A 16,488-nucleotide genomic window follows, 5' to 3' on the forward strand; every position below is an offset into this window, starting at 1 on the left:
TCTATCTTCTCCCGTCTGCGGGTCATGCTGCGCTCTCGACGTCCAGATCGAGAACAGAACGTGGCGATTTGGCCTGCGCCAGCAGCGAAACGAATTCGCGGGCTCTTGCGATGCTTGTGTGAGCTGCCAGGATGAGCACGCGCGCCTGCTTGGCCATGGCAAGCCGGGCGCCGTCGGATTCCCCAGACAGGATACCGATTACGTCCTCGGTCCTGCGCGCCGTGTGGATCGTCCGCTCTGGAAACAGGCTGTCCAGTCCGGCCCAGCTATCGCTGATGATCGCCGTGCCGCAGGCGGCCGCCTCGAAGAGTCGCACGCTGGGCGACCATCCGGCCGCGATCATGGAACTGCGCGTGATGTTCAAAGTGTAGCGTTGGCGGCTGTAAAAGGCGGCGTGATCTGCCGGCGGCAGGTGTTCGATGCGATCCACATTGTCCGGCCAGGCGATTTCGCGCGGATATTGCGAACCTGCCACGACGAAGCGGCGCTCCGGCATGCGACGCGCCGGTTCGAACAGCAGGGCCTCCAGCGTCGCCTGGCGGTCGAGGCTGTAGGTGCCGAGATAGCCGAGATCCCAGCGGATTGGATCGCCGGTTCCGTGATGCCGCTCCGGGTCGACGGAGCAGTAGAGCGGCTCGGCGCGCCTGGCGCCGAATTCCGCCGTCAGACGGGCAAGCGTCGGCCCGCCGGTGAAGGAGAAATAGACGTCGAAATACGGGACCTGCCGCCTGGCAATATACTCGCAATCATCGGTTGAAAGCTTTGCCAGCGTGACCGGCGTGTCGATGTCGTAGAAGCAGAACTGACCCGTGCACAGCGATGCCACGACGTCGATGATTTCAGGGCCTTCAGGAACGAAGGAGCCGACGACCACGATATCGGCCTCGCCCAGGCAGCGCGCAAAATTGCGGCGGAGATCATCGGTCGTTTCGTAGTAGCGCAGGGCGCAGAACTCGGGATCGCGCAGGTCCCGGTGACTTGCGTACCACGGCACATCGCGTTCGAGAAAAGTGACGCGGTGGCCGAGTTCGTGGAGACCTTTGAGCAGCCCCCGAAAGGTGGTGGCGTGGCCGTTTCCCCAGGATGAGGAGAGCGACAGGCCAAGAAAGACGATGTCGAGCGGCTTCGTCATTCGGCCGCCTCCACGGTCGGACGCTCGAAATGGCGCCTGAAGATGGCGTCGGCCAAAACGGCCCGTGTCGTATAGGTATGTTCGCCAAGCACCCGCCGAAGCGCCGACGCCCCGATCGCCTTGGCCCGTTCGGCGCTAAGGCCTTGCATGATTTCGGCGACATCGTCGCCATCGCGCGCGACCAGGATTTCCTCGCCGGGTTTCAGGAACAGGTCGACACCGAGCCAGGCGTCGGTGATGAGGCATGCGCCGGCGCCCGCCGCCTCGAAAACGCGCGTCGCAGGTGAAAAGCCATTGGCCGCCATGCTGTCGCGGCTGATGTTCAGCACCGCCTTGGCCGTGACGTTCAATGCATTGTGGTCGCGCGTGCCGACATGGCCGAGCCATCGGACATTGGCGGGCATCTGCTTGTCGCCCCAGCCCGATCCGCCGAGCAGGAAGCGCTGATCGGCCGAGCGGCCGGCCGGGTCGAGGAAGAAGGCCTCGACGCGCGCCTCGCGGTCCGGCAGCCGGTTGCCGAGAAAGGCGAGATCGCAGTCGAAGCGCCTATCCTTGCCGACCGGATGATGCGTTTCCGGATCGAGCGCATTGTAGATCGGCACGCATTCGGCCGCCCCCATTGCCCGATAGGCCCAGACCACCGGGTCGCCGCCGCCATAGGTCAGCACGAGGTCGATTTCCTGCAGCGCGCGATGCAGCGGATGGTCGGGCTCGTCGCGCAACTGGCCAAGCGTCGCCGGCGCATCGACATCCCAGAATACGGTGAGCGCATCGGCACGGGCGTGATCGAGCACCGCCCGCAACAGCGCGTCGTCGGCGAAACCGACGCCACTCGCCTTGACGACGACATCTGCCTCCGCCGCCCGCGCCGCCACCTGCATCATGGCATGCGGAGTGGCCTCGTAGACGACGACGGCACACCAGTCGGGCGCCTCGATATCGCGGTTCTTCTGGCGATCGTAGACGTCCGGCTCGTAGAAGGTGATGTCATAGCCCAGCCTTGCCAGGGCCTTGAGCAGTCCACGGTAATAGGTGGCCGCGCCGTTCCAATAGGACGACAGCAGGCTCGACCCGTAAAATGCGATCTTCATTCGGCGGCCTCCTTTGCAAGGATCGTATCGGCGGCTTCGCGGTGCCCGCATTCGGCGAGCACGCCGAACAGCTCATCCGCCCGGTGCCGGCATGTGTGCCGTGAGCGAATAGTCTCGAGGCCCGATGTCGCCAGAGAAGCGGCGAGATCCGCGTCACGCAGCACGGCGCGAAGATGATGCCGCATCTCGAAACCGGTGTTTGCAAACAGGAAATCGGTGCCCGGCCTGAACAGACGTTCGACATCGGACCACGGCGCCGAAACGAGTGGGATGCCGCAGGCGAGCGCTTCGAACATGCGGATGGTCGGGATGCCGGGCAGGCTTTCGCGATATGGACGCCGCGGGATGTGAACTGTGATGCGGTTCGCCGCGAATGCCTTCGGCACGTCGGCATTGGCGATCCAGCCTTCGTAGCGCAGTCCGGCGGCCGCAAGGTCGGCGAGCGCCTCGCGCGGATAGCGAACGCCGTGGACGGTTCCGCTCAGGCCGAGCTCACGCACCGGGTCGACCAGGAACTCGCTGATTTCGGCAGTGCGCTCGTCGTCGCCCCAATTGCCGATCCAGATAAGGTCGGAACTACGCTCGATTTCAGGATAGGGCTGGAACAGGTGGTCATCGGCTGCCTCGTGCCAGGTGAAGACCCGCTTGCCCCATCCGGCGCGGAGATAACTTTCCCGCAGCGCCTCGCCGAAGGCGAGCACGCCGTCATAGTGTTCAAGCCGCAAGGCGGAAATCGCTTGCGTGGCCGAGATGGCGCGATGGTGCGTGTCGTGGAACAGCAGCGTGAAACGCCCCCCAATTGCTTTCGCCCTGCCCAGCCGCGCGACAAGGTCCGGCGCGGTCCACTCATGCACGATCACCACATCGGCATCGGAGATCCAGGCTTCGTGGTCGAAGGCGGCGTCATAGGTGACCGGCATCAACTCGGGAAAATCCTTCCGGAATCGCTCGATCGCGAAGGACCCTTTCTCGGCCAGCAGGTTCGACCGGCTCCAGCCGTCGGCGGGCTCCAGCGCAATCGCCTGGTGCCCGCGCGCGACCAGCTCGCGCATGATGCCGCGCAGGAAATGTGCGTTGCCGTGGTTCCAGTCGGAAACGATCGAATGGGTGTAGAATAAAAACCGCATGATCAACTATCCGCCATGGTGGCCAGGGCCGCCTTGTCGTAGACGCCGCGCATGGCGGTCGCCTGTCTTGCCAATGAAAATCTGCGGCTTCGGCGGGCCGCTGCCTCACCGAGTTCTCGGCGGCGCTGCGCGTCGCTGCAAAGGCTGTTGATGCATCTGGCGAGATCGTCCGAATCGCGGGCGTCGTAGAACATGGCCGCGCCGCCCCACAATTCGCGATAGGTCGAGATATCGGCGAGCACCAAAGGCGTTTTCGACATCGCGGCTTCCAGCGTGGCCAGGCCGAACGGTTCGTAGAGCGACGGCGATACGAAAATGCCAGCCCGCGCCATCAGCAAGCGCACTTCCTCGTGTGGCACCGGCCCGACGGGAACGGCGTGGCTGAAGCCAACATGCTGGCCGTCCGGGCCTTGCAAGGAGCCGGCAACGAAGATCGGCCACTGCGTCAGGGAGGCGGCCTGGTCCAGTACCGCCGCATTCTTTCCTTCGTCCCACCAGCGCGCGGCGGCGAAAACGACCGATTCTGGTCTTTCGCTCTTGGGGCCGGGCCGCGCGCCGTTGCCGACGACGCTCAGCCGCGTGATCGGCCCATAGCAGGTTTCCAGCATGTCGGCATGGCTGCGGCTCGGTGCAACGACAATGCCTGCTTTGTCGAAACCGCGCCGGTTGCGGTCCTTCTGCCAGGCCCATTCGCCGTCCGCCGCCTGTCCTTTGACGGCGTGGAACCATGTCACCACGCAGGAATGCGACACCGCCACGACCGGGCAGGGCACATCGAGCCCCGCCGCCTGCGTCGGCGCGTTGAGATGGACGACGTCGATAGCGTAGTCACGGATGAGTGGATGCAGCTCCTGCTGCAATGCGTCGAGGTCGTGCTCGTTGCGGGTCATCCAATCGGGCGGCGTGTTGAGCCATGTCAGCGCCGCGAACGACTGGGCTTCTTCGGCCTGCTGCGTGGACGGTTGCGGACCAAGCCCGGCAAGCACGACGCTGTCGCCGCCGGCGACCAGTTGCCTGGCCAGATCGAGCGCATAGCGCCAGACGCCGCCAACGGCATCGACAGTCATCAGGATACGCCGCGGCGGGCTCAGTGTCCGCAACATGTTGCCTCCAATTCGGCCAGCGGACGCGGACGCTTCTCCTGGATGTCGCTGAACGTTCGGAAGGATGCGAGATAATGTTCATGCGCGCGCTCCCAGGCGAGGTCGTCGGGCTCGCCCCAAAGTTCGCGGTAGCTCGGCGAACTCGGATAGGGATAAAGCGGCACCGGCTCGTTGGCCCAAACGCCGTTGTCGATCAGGTGCTTTCGCCAATAGTCGACCAGCGCGGGGTCGTCCTCGACCACGCCGATCAGATTGGCCTGCACGAACGGCACGTGGCGCCTTGCGTCGACCAGCAACGCGGCCAGTTCCTCGGTGCCCAGCCGGCAGCGTTTTGCCAGCATGGCGCGGCCCTCCACCGTCAGGCTTTCGAGCCCCGCTTCGATCGAGACGCAGCCGGCGGCGCCGAGCAGTTTCAGCAGTTCCGGCTTCCAGAGGTCGATACGCGTCTGCACGCCGAATTTCACATCACGATCGACCAACGCTTCCAGCAACGCCTTTTGCGGCAGGAAGATCTCGTCGATGAAGTAGATGTAGCCGACGCCCTGTGCGATCAGCCGGTCGATCTCTGCGATCACCGCCTCGTGGTTCCTGCGGCGGTAGGCATCGCGGAAATCGATCTTGGCGCAGAAGCTGCAATTATACGGGCAGCCGCGCGACGCCTCGACCTCGGCCCCGAAACCGACCTGGTCGTCGTCGAAGCGGTGATGATGATGCTGATGCGCGGCAATCCAGTCCGACGGCCATTTGAGCGCTGGGTGATCGATGAACGAGCTGGCATGGACGCCGCCGTTCGAGACCAGTTCTCCATCCTTGAAATGGGCGGTGGACGGCACAGCGCTCCAGTCTTCGCGCCGGGCAAGTTCCGCGACAACTTCCTCGCATTCGCCGCGCACGACGATGTCAACGCCGAGCTTGCGCAAAGTCGGCGTCGGCGTCGCCGAACCATGCGGCCCGACGGCGACGGTGCGGCCGCCGCGCCCGGCAAGATGGTTGAGGAAATCGGCCGGCACGCGCAACTCGGGCGGTGCGCAGCGCCAGAACAGGTAGGTCGGCGCGGTGCTGACGACGGTCATGTCAGGCTCGAAGGCGGCGACGCGATCGGCTAGCGCGGCGTTGTCGAGCTTCTGGATCTGCCCGTCCAGCATCAGCGCATCGTGGCCGGCGGCTTCGAGCAGCGCTTTCGAATAGCCGAGTTCGAGCGGCAGATGCGGCTGGCGGCAGCCGAAATAGATGCTGTCCTGGTACGTCCAGGACGGATTGACCAGAGCGACCTTCATGCCACGTACCTCGCCGGTTCGGGATGCGGGTCGAGGCGATGACGCTGCAGCCAGTCGGCGAGGTCGCGAATGCCGTTTTGCCACGAGACGTGCGCTTTCCATCCCAGCGCCGCCTCGATCGCGCGCGTGTCGGCGACGAAGAACGGTTGATCGCCAGTGCGTTCGCGGTCGTAACGAATCGGAACGTCCCGTTTCGTTACGTCGCGAATCTCCTTCAGCAGCATGCGCAGGCTGACGGCGTTTTCCGGTCCGCCGCCGAGATTGAATGCCTGGCCCTTGACCGCCTCGATCCGGTCGAGCACGGCGCGGTAAGCCGCGACCGCGTCGGCAACGTGGAGGATGTCGCGCACCTGCTTGCCGTCGCCATAAATGGTGATCGGCCGGTCGGAGAAGGCGCTAAGCAGGAAATGGGCGACCCAGCCCTGATCCTCCGTCCCGAACTGGCGCGGGCCATAGATGCAGCTCATGCGCAGCACCGCCGTCGGCAAATCGTATGACTTGGCGTAGTCGAGGACATATTGGTCCGCCGCGCCCTTGGAGCAGCCATAGGGCGTGCAGAAATCGAGGCCGCGCGTCTCGTCGATGCCGTGCGCACGGATGGCCGCGTCGCGAGGCACGTATTTGGCGTCCTCTTCGCGCATGGCGAGATCGGCGAGGCGGCCGTAGACCTTGTTGGTGCTGGCGAAAACGACGGGGATGCGCTTGCCGGTGCGGCGAGCGGCTTCCAGGACGTTGAACGTTCCGCGCAGGTTGATGTCGAAATCCTCGTCCGGCCGAACCAGGCTCGTGGTGACGGCGGTCTGCGCGGCAAAGTGGAAAACCGCCTTCGAACCAGCCACCAGCGGCATCAGCGCCTCGGCGTCGCGGATGTCGGCTATTTCGACGGTGAGGCGGCTGCCGTGCCTTTGCGTCAGCCATTGCAAGTTCTGCTCGACGCCGGGACGGCTCAGATTGTCGATGACCAGCACCGGCTCACCGTCCGACAATAGGCTGTCGGCGAGATTGGAGCCGATAAAGCCGCTGCCGCCGATAATGGCGACGGGCGCTTCGCGAAAATTGTGTGAATCCGGTCTCATGACACCAGCCCTCGCGCTTCAAGTTCCCGCTTCATCTCGGCGCTGCGATCGATGGCGACGGTGTTGCGCACCCATGCGACGAAATCGCCGAGCGAATGCTCCAACCGGTACTGCGGCTGGAAGCCGAGCAGTTCGCGCGCCTTGGAGATGTCGGCAAAGCAGTTGCGGATATCGCCGGAGCGTGCCTTGCCGAGGATTTCCGGCTGGCGGCCAGGCACGCCCATTGCTTCGGCGAGCAGCCGGGCGACGTCGCTGACCGCGTAGGCTCGCCCGCTGCCGATGTTGATGACGTGGCTGCGTGCCTGGGGCTGTTCCAGCGCCAGCCGGAAGGCGCGGGCAACGTCGCGCACATGCACGAAATCGCGCTGCTGCTCGCCATCCTCGAAAATCAGCGGCCGCTGGCCATTGGCGATGCGCGAGGCGAAGTTCGCCAACACGCCGGTATACGGGTTCGAGAGCGCCTGTCCGGCGCCGAAGACATTGAACAGGCGCAGCGCCACCGCGTCGACGCCATAGGCTTCGCCGAAGATCAGTACGGCGCGTTCCTGGGCGTATTTTGTCAGTGCGTAGATCGAGGCGAGGTCGACCGGTTTCTGCTCGTCGGTGGGCAGCGGCGACAGGACTTCACCTTCCGGCGACAGGGGATTCCATTGGCCGCTGCGGATGTCGTCCGGCTGCCGTCTTGCATTGTCGATGCGCCGGCCGTCTGGCGTGGCGTAGAGACCCTCGCCATAGACGCTCATCGAGGAAGCAACGACGATCCGTTCGATCGGCCGTTTGATCAGTGCCTCCAGCAACGTGGCGGTGCCGAGGTCGTTGGCGCCGACATAGCGGGCGATCTCGTACATGGACTGGCCGACGCCCACTTCAGCCGCCAGGTGAATGATCGCGTCGACATCCTCGACCGCCTCTGTGATGGCGTCGCGATCGCGAACGTCGCCTTTGATCAGCTTGGCGCCCGCCGGCAGGCTGATTGCCTCGCCGCCATGCACCTGGTCCAGCAGCACATCGAGAATTGAAACTCCATAAGCATGTTCAACGAGTTCCTGGGCGACGTGGCGGCCGATAAAACCGCAGCCTCCCGTGACCAGTATACGTTTCACGACAACTCCTCATATGAATGGCTTTGCCGCCCCAAACTTCCGGGCGAAAGGTTTGTTCCCTTGCTTCAACAAAGTTCCCGGAGCGCCGCGCTCGCGAAAAGCATCGTTGCCTTGGGCACGGGAACATCGAAGCGCGCTTGGTGTTAGGAGCCATAGTCGACCAACCGCGCGCACATGCCGGCCGGCGATGCATCTGCTGGTTGCAGGAAGGCGGACCGGGATCTCGCGGTGTGCGGTGGAATCGAAGGGAGATTGGAATGTCTGAATCGAAGACGACCACCGATCATGATGAAATCCGCCGTTGGGCCGAGGATCGCGACGGCCGGCCGGCGGTGGTGCGCACCAAGGGCGAGGGCGGCATACTGCGCATCGACTTCGGCGAGCCTGAAGAGACGTTCGACCCCGTCGAATGGGATGAGTTCTTCAGGATATTCGATGAGAACGAACTGGCCTTCCTCTACCAGGATGAGACCAGCGGCGGAAAAACCAGCCGCTTCAACAAATTCGTCGAACGCAGCCGGAAGTAAGGTCGCGGCCAACAGCGGCTGCGGTCAGTGCAGCAGGTTTGGCCCGCGTGCCCTGACGATGCTTCGCATGATGCCGTTGAGCCAGTCCTCGGTGGAGGAGCCGGATCGTCTCTTGTCGATTTCGCCGATGGCCTGTTCGAGCGTTCGCTCGACCAGCCGGTCGGAGGCCTCCACATCTCCCAGCAGCAGACGCGCCGCGAGCCTGAGCTTGGGAAGCAGCGAAAATACGTCATCCGAGGGCTCCGACGCTCGAGCTCCTTTCGACGACGACGTCTCGGCTGGGAAGAGAGCATCGAAAACAGCCTGGCCGTCCGAGGATTTTCGGAGGCTGCTGGCATACCGAAGGCGCTCGGGAATAACGATGTCTTCATCGCCGCTGAAAAACACGAACGGCACGCCACGGCGCATCAGTTCGTCGGCGATCGGGAATACCCGTCGTCCGTTGAGATTGACGTCCAGGATCGCGGCCTCCGCCTCGTCCGTATGTTTCGATGCCTGTTCGACTGTCGCCACCGGGCCAAGCACGACGGCGCCCATCTTGCTGAAATAACGTGCAAGATCGCCCGCCAGCATCCATTCGTCTTCGACGATCAGGATATGCAAGCCTTGCAGGTCGCGCACCTCATTGTTCCTTCTTCCTGCGGGATTTACGGCTGTCGGCGCGGACTTCTGCAAAGTGGCGAGCCAGTACCTCTTGCAACCGTTCCGCGAGCGCGAGCAGGCGAGGCGGAATATTTTCAGAAACCGGGAACTTGGTCAGATCCGGCGAAGGCAGCAGGATTCGCTTTGCCGGCTTTATTTCAGGTGATCGTTTTGCCATTGGAACCGCCTCCAAAGTCAAATGTTAATGCCCACCGGCGGTACTTTGTTCCGTTGGTGGACTATTTACTGGCCTCAGGCCCGGCCCGGTCTTAATCTGAGGCGCGATTTGGGTCTAAGGCCCGATTTGACGGCTTTGTGTTTGCGGCTGTTACCAGGGGCTTGGCGTGGCATCCCAGAATGGAAGATTTCCAATTGTCGGCGTCGGTGCATCGGCCGGCGGCATTCCCGCGATGGAGGGCCTGTTCAAAGGGCTGACCGACGGCACCGGCATGGCGTTTGTCGTCGTCACCCATCTCAGCCCGGAACGGGAGAGCCTGCTGCACGAGGTCATCCGGCGTTACACCGAAATGCCGGTCGTCGTGGCCGAGGAGGGCGTGACGGTCCAACCCGACCAGGTCTATGTGATGCCGCAAAACGTCGTCCTCACCATCCGTAAGGGTGCGCTTTCGCTGCGCCGGCCGAATACGCTCAACCGGGAGCGCAAGCCAATCGACATCTTCTTCAGCGCATTGGCCGAGGACCAGGGCGAGTATGCCGTCGGCATTATCTTGTCGGGTGGCGATTCGGACGGCACGCTCGGCGCCAGGGCAATCAAGGAGCATGGCGGGCTGACGATTGCCCAGGCGTCCAACGGGTACGGCCCCCGCAACCCGGACATGCCGCAGAGTGCGATTTCGAGCGGCCTGATCGACATAGCGGCGCCCGCCGAGCAGATCGGTGCAAAGCTTCAGGCGTTTGTCCGCGGCTTCGATGTGCTGAGTGGACTGGCCGAAGCGGATGACGAGCACAAGGCCGACCTGGATCGGGCCCGCGATGAAATCTACGCCATTTTGCGCAGCCATTCCGGTCACGACTTCTCCGGCTACAAGACCAAGACGTTCCTGCGTCGCGTAAAGCGGCGCATGCAGATCACGCAGCTGCAGTCGATCACCACCTACATAGAACGGCTGAAGAGGGACACCGACGAGGTGGCGAAGCTGTTTCGCGACCTGCTCATCAACGTCACCAGCTTTTTTCGCGACGCCGAAGCGTTCAAATTGCTGGAGGAAAAGATCATACCGCAGATTTTTGAAGGCAGGAACGCCTCCGATTCGGTGCGTGTCTGGGTGCCCGGCTGCGCCACCGGCGAGGAGGTGTTCTCGATCGGCATGCTGATGCGCGAGCGCATGGAAAAGCTTTCCGCGCCGCCGCGCGTCCAGATATTCGCGACCGACATCGATGAGCGGGCTCTCGCCGTGGCGCGTGCGGCGCGTTATCCCGAAGCGCTGCTGCACGGGCTATCGGCAAAGCGCAGGCAACGGTTTTTCCACAGCGACGGCGAGAGCTATGTGCTCGGCAAAGAGGTGCGCGAACTGTGCATTTTTTCCCCGCACAGCGTTATCCGCGATCCTCCTTTCTCGCGCATGGACATGATTTCGTGCCGCAACCTGTTGATCTATTTCGGCCCGCAGATCCAGAACCGGGTCATCCCGATCTTCCATTATGCGCTGCGGCCGGGCGGTTATCTGTTCCTCGGCACGTCGGAGAGCGTCGGTCAGCACGGCGACCTGTTCGCCACGGTCGACAAGAAGCAGCGGATATTCCAGGCGCGGGAACATGCCACGCCGCGGCCGCTGGTCCTGATCGGCAATGGCCGCACGGGTGCCCTTCCGGTCGGAAGCGGCGGCTCGAAGAAGGACGCCGCCAGCCATTCACTGCGTCAGGCGATCGAGGCTCAGGTGCTGGAGCGGTTCGCCCCGCCTCACGTTCTGGTCAATGGCGATGGCGACATCGTCTACTATTCGGCGCGCACGGGCAAATATCTGGAAGCGCCGCAAGGCGCCCCGAGCCGGCAGTTGCTGACCCTGGCCCGCCGCGGGCTGAGACTTGAGCTGCGCGCCGCATTGCGGGAAGCAGCCACGACGCGCCGCACGGTCGTTCGGGAAAACATAGCGGTCGAGGAAGACGACGGACAGCTTCAGTTCATTACGCTGACAGTCGAGCCCTACACGGAACGCGGCAAGGGCGAGCCCCTCTACCTCGTCCTGTTCAATTCGGTGGCACAGCCCCGGATGCGTTCCGAGCCGGCACGCGAAAACCGCGGCGCCGACGACGCAGCCGATCTCGAACGGGAGTTGCGCGACACGCGCGAACGGCTGCAGTCGACCATCGAAGAATACGAAACCGCGCTGGAGGAGGTAAAGTCTTCGAACGAGGAACTCGTCTCCGTCAATGAAGAGGCGCAGTCGACCAACGAGGAGCTTGAGGCCTCGAAGGAGGAGATGCAGTCGCTCAATGAAGAGCTCAACACCATCAACGCGGAGCTCACCGGCAAGATAGAGGAGCTCGACCGCGCCAACAGCGACCTCAGAAACCTGTTCGAAAGTACGGAAATCGCCACCATCTTTCTCGACCGCAACCTTGTGGTGCGGACCTTCACTCCCGCCGCATCATCCTTCTTCAATTTGCGTCTTTCCGATGTCGGCCGGCCACTGACCGATCTTTCGAGTCAACTCGACTACCCCGAGCTGAAACGGCACATCGAGGCGGTGTTCGAGACCGGAGAGACCCTGAACCATCATCTTGCGCGCGACCACAACGGCCGGTCTCACCTGGTTCGCATCAATCCCTACCGGGACAAGAGCGGCAGCATTCAGGGCGTGGTCGTGACGCTGATCGACGTGACGACGCTGGCGCAGGCGGAAGAGCGTCAGCAGGTGCTCATCTCCGAGCTGAACCACCGGGTCAAGAACATGCTGGCGGTTGTCGCCAGCATCACCAACCGGACGCGTGAATACTCGGCGTCGAAAGACGAGTTCGCCGAAGCCTTGATCGGTCGCCTGCAGGCAATGTCACGAGCCTACAGTCTGCTCTCGCGTGAGAGCTGGACGGAAGCCTCTGTCGAGGAATTGCTGCACCAGGAACTCGATCCTTTCGGGCCTGAACGGTTTAAGCTTGATGGCGAGAGAGTGAGCCTCAAGCCAGCACAAGGGCTTTCTTTCGGCATGGCGATCCATGAGCTGGCGACCAATGCCGCCAAATATGGTGCACTGTCGAAGCCAGCCGGGCGGATAGTTGTTAAATGGTCGGTGGTCGACGGGACCTTCAAGCTCACCTGGCGCGAGAAGGGCGGTCCCCGGATCAAGGAGCCAACCGACATCGGCTTCGGCCTAACCCTCCTGCGCGGAGAAATTGGCTACAGGCTGGGCGGAAAGGTTGAAACAACTTTCCACTCAAATGGTTTGGAGGCGCATATTGCATTCCCTCTGACCCGCGAGGGCTCGTCGTGACCGGACAGATGCGCGTGCTGATCGTCGAGGACGAATGGCTGATTGCCGACGACGCGGCGGCCTACCTGCGCAAAGCCGGCCATCAGGTGGTTGGACCGGTTTCGTCGGTAACGGCAGCCCTCCGGCTCGTCGGCGAAGGCGGCATCGACGCGGCGCTGCTGGATATTCAGTTGAACGACGAGACCAGCTATCCGATCGCGGAAGCGTTACGGACGCGCGGTGTTCCGTTCGCCTTCCTCTCCGGGTATGGCGAACGCGAAATTCCGGCAGGTTTCCGCACTTGCAGGATCGTGCAGAAGCCGGCGAGCCAGAGTGCGATCCTGAATGCCGTGGATGAACTCGCGCGAGCCTGCTGAGGTCGCGATTTGAAAGTCGCGCCGGGTCACATCGGCGTGGTGCGTGCCTGCCGCGAACAACGAACGCCTATGGCAAGATCCGCACCGGTACCGATTTGACTGCCGGAACATGAGCCTTCTCGGCTCTGTGCCACAAAGGAACCAATGGGTTGAGCTCGGGATAGTAACCGGCGCAATTTCCCTCCGGCACCGAGAAAGGCGTGATGCGCAGCCCGTGCACGCGGCGCTCCACGCCATCATGCGCATTGGCTTCGAGATCGACCTCCTGTCCGGCGCTCAAACCGAGGCGCTGGATATCCTTTTCATTCATTAACAGCACCATACGTGTGCCGCTGATGCCGCGCAGCCGGTCGTTGTAGCCATAGACGGTCGTGTTGAACTGATCGTTGGAGCGCACCGTGATCAGTGTCAGCACATCGCGGCCGGCGACATCGATGTCAGGGTCGGTTTCAAGGCCGCTTGGCAGCTTGAAATTGGCCTTCTTGTTCGGCGTCTCCCACACCCGCTTGCTCGCCTTGATGTCGCGATGGAAGCCGCCGGGCGTCAGGAAGCGCTTGTTGAAGTCGCGGAAATGTTGGGGATAGCAGCGCTCGATCTCGTCGCGGATGCGCGAATAATCCCCAACCCACTCATCCCATGGGATCGAACTCCTGCCCGGCACTGTCGCCTTGGCGAGCTCGGCGACGATCCTGGGCTCTGAAAGCAGATGCGGCGAAGCCGGAGGTCGCGATCCGAACGAGCCGTGGATGCAGGCGGTGGAATCCTCTACCGACACCCTCTGATCGCCGCTCGCCTGATGGTCTCTTTCCAGCCGCGACAGGCAAGGCAGCAAATAGGTTGTCCGGCCGGCGATCAGGTGGCTGCGGTTGAGCTTGGTCGCGATCTCGACATGCAGGTCGAGCCCACGCCAGGCTTTTTCGACCAGGCCGGTTTCCGGAACGGCCCGCACGAAATTGCCGCCCAGCCCGACGAAGCCCTTGACCGATCCGTCGATGACGCCTTCGCAGGTCTCGACCGTATCGAGACCTTTTTCGCGCGGCGGTTCAAAGGCGTAGAATTCGGCGAACTTGTCGAGCGGGACGAGCTCGGGTTTTTCCGATATGCCGACCGTGCGCTGCCCCTGGACATTGGAATGGCCGCGCAGCGGCGAAATGCCGGCGCCGGGTTTTCCGATATTGCCGCGCATCATCAAAAGGTTGCACAGCATCTGGACGTTCTCGGTGCCGTGCCGATGCTGGGTCAGGCCCATGCCGTAATTGCCGATCACCGCGTTGGCATGGCTGTAGACCTCGGCGACATGCTCCAGATCGGCCTGTGCGATGCCCGATCGTGCGACGATATCGCTCCACTGGGTGTTGCGCAGGAAAGCTTCGAACTCGGCGAAGCCATGCGTGTGCTCGGCGATGAAAGCCGTATCGAGGACACGCGTCCTGCCGCTTTCGCGGGCGGCATCGTCGAGCGCCAGCAACGCTTTGGCGATGCCCGTCATCGCGGCGATGTCGCCACCGGAACGAACCTGGAAGTAATCGCTGGACATTTTGGTGCCCGGCCCGGGCGACAGCATGTCGATGGGGTTTTGCGGGTTCTTGAAGCGCTTCAGTCCCCGCTCGGGCAACGGATTGAAAGTGAAGACGGGCACGTTGCGTTGACGTGCCTCCTGCAGCGGATGCAGCAGGCGCGGCGCCGTCACCCCGGTGTTGTGCCCGAAGAAGAACATCATGTCGCATTTCGCAAAGTCTTCGAGCTGCACGGTCCCGACCGGCGAGCCGATCGATTCCGGCAAGCCGACCGAGGTCGATTCATGGCACATGTTGGACGAATCGGGCAGGTTCGAAGACCCATAGATCCGCGCAAAAAGCTGGTACATGAACGAGGCCTCGAGCGAGGCGCGGCCGGAGGTGTAGAACACCACCGATTTCGGATCGAGCCGCCGCAATTCGGCAGCTATGTCGCGGAATGCATCGTCCCAGGAAACCGGCTCGTAACGGTCGACGGCGGCATTGTAGCGCATGGGCGCGGTAAGCCTGCCCTGCTTCTCCAGATCGTGGTCCGGCCAATCGAGCAAGTCCGCCACCGAGTGCTCGGCGAAGAATGCGGGTTCGCAGCGCAGTTTGGTCTGGTCCCACATCGTCGCCTTGGCGCCGTTTTCACAGAACTCGAAAGGCCTGGGCTGGGCTGGCTTTGCCCATGAGCAAGACACGCACATATAGCCGTCGGCCTTGTTCTGCTTGAGCAGCGTGCTCCATATCCCGGACAATAGCAGGCCTTCGCCTCGCGCCTTGCGGACCAGGGATTTGAGCGATCCCCAGCCGCCTGTCGGGTGGTCGTATTTCTTGGTTTCGATGCGATCGGTTACGGCGGGTCTCATGCAAGCCACTCCCTGTAGAAGAGCACTCATACGAACCCGCGGTGAGGCTGAATGTTCCCGGCCGGCTCCGTCCCGTCACGCCGTCCGTCTTACCGGAACCATTTCTGCCATCGTTTGTTCGGCTCGGAGAAAGGAGCCGTGCGAATGGAGCGACGTAACGCGTTAATTGCAATGGTGATTTCGGCCATCATCATCGTCGGCTTTCTCATAGGCTTTTTGTACGGCGATATGGGCTGGCAAACCTCGCCGCTCAAAAGAGCCCCTGAGCAGAACCAGGGTGGCAATGCTCCAGCCGACACCTCGCCTGCCGCCGGCATCAAGAAGAACCCCAAGGAAAATACCGAAATGCCGGGCCAGCAATGAAGGCCGGTCCAGCAATGAAGTTAGCCAATGCTACGAACTGAGACGGGTTCCTGTTTTTGCGGCGCCATAACGGCGCAAATGCGCGGCGAGCCGTTCTGGGTTTGCTCCGATCATGATGACGACTGTCGCAAGGCGATAGGAAGCCCGCTAACGGTGTGGGTCGGTTATCGGCCTTCTGAATTCACATTGCTCACCGGCACACCGAAGACCTTTTCGAAAACCCCCGGCGTGCTCCGGTCCTTCTGCGCGGATTGCGGAACATCGATCGGCTATGTCGACCAGGGCCTGCCCGACGAACTCTATCTGGCGATCGGCTTTCTCGATCACCCCGAACGGTTTCCGCCACAGGCCCACGCATATTGGAACATGAGGCTTCCCTGGGTCGAGTTTCCAGACGAGCTGCCGCGGGTCAGGACGTATTCGAGGCAGCGCGACCCGGCGTTCGGAAATCCGGCAGACCGCTAGCTTTCGATCCCCTCGCTGGTTGGAAAACGTGCCATTCGGGCTTGCGTACGAAAACGACGATTGGCGCGCGGCCGAAAACGCGCAATTATCGGCCGATGGGCCGCCGTTTGGATCACAAGCTCGATTGCAAGGCGTGCGGGACGATCCTGATGGAGATTCCCGACAACCGAAGGATTCGACGCCGATCTATTGCAGCAATTGCGGCGCCTATCTCGGCGAATGGGGCGATCTGCAGGAGGATTTCTTCAGGCAGGCTTTCGGCGCCCAGGCCTTCGATCTGAACAACGGAAACATCATCAAGAAATAGTCCTGGATTGTGCCGGCCTCCCGCCGGCCAAGCCACGGCCTGTGGACCCGACTCGTTGCGGCAACCGCCCTTCGTATCGGACCCTGGGGAACCTTTCTCCCG

At 62.7% G+C, this 16,488-nt stretch carries 16 protein-coding genes; 6 read left to right on the top strand and 10 right to left on the bottom strand.

What is annotated here, in order from left to right; genetic code table 11:
- Nucleotides 1-22: 22 nt before the first annotated feature.
- The 7 genes from AC0L2Y_RS00385 to AC0L2Y_RS00415 are packed head-to-tail and all read right to left on the bottom strand — an operon-like array spanning nt 23 to nt 7,909.
- Nucleotides 23-1,132 carry a CgeB family protein gene (locus AC0L2Y_RS00385; RefSeq protein ID WP_473552893.1) on the bottom strand — a complete coding sequence of 370 codons (1,110 nt, stop codon included), beginning with the start codon at nt 1,130-1,132 and terminating at the stop codon, nt 23-25.
- Nucleotides 1,129-2,223, bottom strand: coding sequence for a CgeB family protein (locus tag AC0L2Y_RS00390; RefSeq protein ID WP_473552896.1), 1,095 nt, complete (start codon nt 2,221-2,223; stop codon nt 1,129-1,131). The genes AC0L2Y_RS00385 and AC0L2Y_RS00390 overlap by 4 nt, the downstream gene beginning before the upstream one ends.
- A complete protein-coding gene (locus AC0L2Y_RS00395; protein WP_473552898.1) occupies nt 2,220-3,350 on the bottom strand; it encodes a CgeB family protein in 1,131 nt (376 codons plus the stop codon). Before AC0L2Y_RS00395 ends, AC0L2Y_RS00390 begins: the two co-directional genes overlap by 4 nt.
- A 2-nt stretch (nt 3,351-3,352) precedes the next feature.
- Entirely contained in the window at nt 3,353-4,453 is a 1,101-nt protein-coding gene (locus AC0L2Y_RS00400; RefSeq protein ID WP_473552900.1) for a glycosyltransferase family 4 protein, read from the bottom strand.
- A complete protein-coding gene (locus tag AC0L2Y_RS00405) occupies nt 4,438-5,730 on the bottom strand; it encodes a TIGR04295 family B12-binding domain-containing radical SAM protein (RefSeq protein WP_473552902.1) in 1,293 nt (430 codons plus the stop codon). The genes AC0L2Y_RS00400 and AC0L2Y_RS00405 overlap by 16 nt, the downstream gene beginning before the upstream one ends.
- Nucleotides 5,727-6,806, bottom strand: a complete 1,080-nt coding sequence (locus tag AC0L2Y_RS00410) for an NAD-dependent epimerase/dehydratase family protein (protein ID WP_473552905.1) — start codon at nt 6,804-6,806, stop codon at nt 5,727-5,729. The genes AC0L2Y_RS00405 and AC0L2Y_RS00410 overlap by 4 nt, the downstream gene beginning before the upstream one ends.
- Nucleotides 6,803-7,909 carry an NAD-dependent epimerase/dehydratase family protein gene (locus tag AC0L2Y_RS00415; protein ID WP_473552907.1) on the bottom strand — a complete coding sequence of 369 codons (1,107 nt, stop codon included), beginning with the start codon at nt 7,907-7,909 and terminating at the stop codon, nt 6,803-6,805. The genes AC0L2Y_RS00410 and AC0L2Y_RS00415 overlap by 4 nt, the downstream gene beginning before the upstream one ends.
- Before the next feature lie 257 nt (nt 7,910-8,166).
- On the opposite strand from AC0L2Y_RS00415, the gene AC0L2Y_RS00420 reads away from it, so the two are divergent.
- A complete protein-coding gene (locus tag AC0L2Y_RS00420; RefSeq protein ID WP_473552910.1) occupies nt 8,167-8,436 on the top strand; it encodes a hypothetical protein in 270 nt (89 codons plus the stop codon).
- 24 nt (nt 8,437-8,460) lie between these two features.
- On the opposite strand, the gene AC0L2Y_RS00425 is transcribed toward AC0L2Y_RS00420, so the two are convergent.
- Together AC0L2Y_RS00425 and AC0L2Y_RS00430 are read right to left on the bottom strand one after the other, a co-directional pair.
- Nucleotides 8,461-9,057, bottom strand: a complete 597-nt coding sequence (locus AC0L2Y_RS00425) for a response regulator (RefSeq protein WP_473552912.1) — start codon at nt 9,055-9,057, stop codon at nt 8,461-8,463.
- Between the two features lies 1 nt (nt 9,058).
- Nucleotides 9,059-9,256, bottom strand: a complete 198-nt coding sequence (locus AC0L2Y_RS00430) for a hypothetical protein (RefSeq protein WP_352660374.1) — start codon at nt 9,254-9,256, stop codon at nt 9,059-9,061.
- 166 nt (nt 9,257-9,422) lie between these two features.
- Here AC0L2Y_RS00430 and AC0L2Y_RS00435 point away from each other — a divergent pair, with 166 nt between their 5' ends.
- Entirely contained in the window at nt 9,423-12,527 is a 3,105-nt protein-coding gene (locus AC0L2Y_RS00435) for a CheR family methyltransferase (protein WP_473552915.1), read from the top strand.
- Nucleotides 12,524-12,883: a response regulator gene (locus AC0L2Y_RS00440; protein ID WP_473552917.1), complete on the top strand. Its 360-nt coding sequence runs from the start codon at nt 12,524-12,526 to the stop codon at nt 12,881-12,883. The genes AC0L2Y_RS00435 and AC0L2Y_RS00440 overlap by 4 nt, the downstream gene beginning before the upstream one ends.
- Nucleotides 12,884-12,950: 67 nt before the next feature.
- Here the strand turns inward: AC0L2Y_RS00440 and AC0L2Y_RS00445 are convergent, their stop codons facing one another.
- On the bottom strand, nt 12,951-15,251 hold the full coding sequence (locus tag AC0L2Y_RS00445; protein WP_473552919.1) for an FdhF/YdeP family oxidoreductase: 2,301 nt from the start codon (nt 15,249-15,251) through the stop codon (nt 12,951-12,953).
- 144 nt (nt 15,252-15,395) lie between these two features.
- On the opposite strand from AC0L2Y_RS00445, the gene AC0L2Y_RS00450 reads away from it, so the two are divergent.
- The 3 genes from AC0L2Y_RS00450 to AC0L2Y_RS00460 all read left to right on the top strand — a co-directional run bounded on the left by AC0L2Y_RS00450 (nt 15,396) and on the right by AC0L2Y_RS00460 (nt 16,386).
- Complete coding sequence (locus AC0L2Y_RS00450) at nt 15,396-15,614, top strand: hypothetical protein (protein ID WP_254818791.1); 219 nt, start codon at nt 15,396-15,398, stop codon at nt 15,612-15,614.
- Nucleotides 15,615-15,641: 27 nt separating this feature from the next.
- Entirely contained in the window at nt 15,642-16,079 is a 438-nt protein-coding gene (locus AC0L2Y_RS00455) for a GFA family protein (RefSeq protein ID WP_473552922.1), read from the top strand.
- A gap of 133 nt (nt 16,080-16,212) precedes the next feature.
- Nucleotides 16,213-16,386 (top strand): hypothetical protein, encoded by a 174-nt coding sequence (locus AC0L2Y_RS00460; RefSeq protein WP_473552923.1) that lies wholly within the window; start codon nt 16,213-16,215, stop codon nt 16,384-16,386.
- Nucleotides 16,387-16,488 lie beyond the last annotated feature (102 nt).

It is taken from the genome of Mesorhizobium sp. WSM4830 (genome assembly GCF_055811495.1).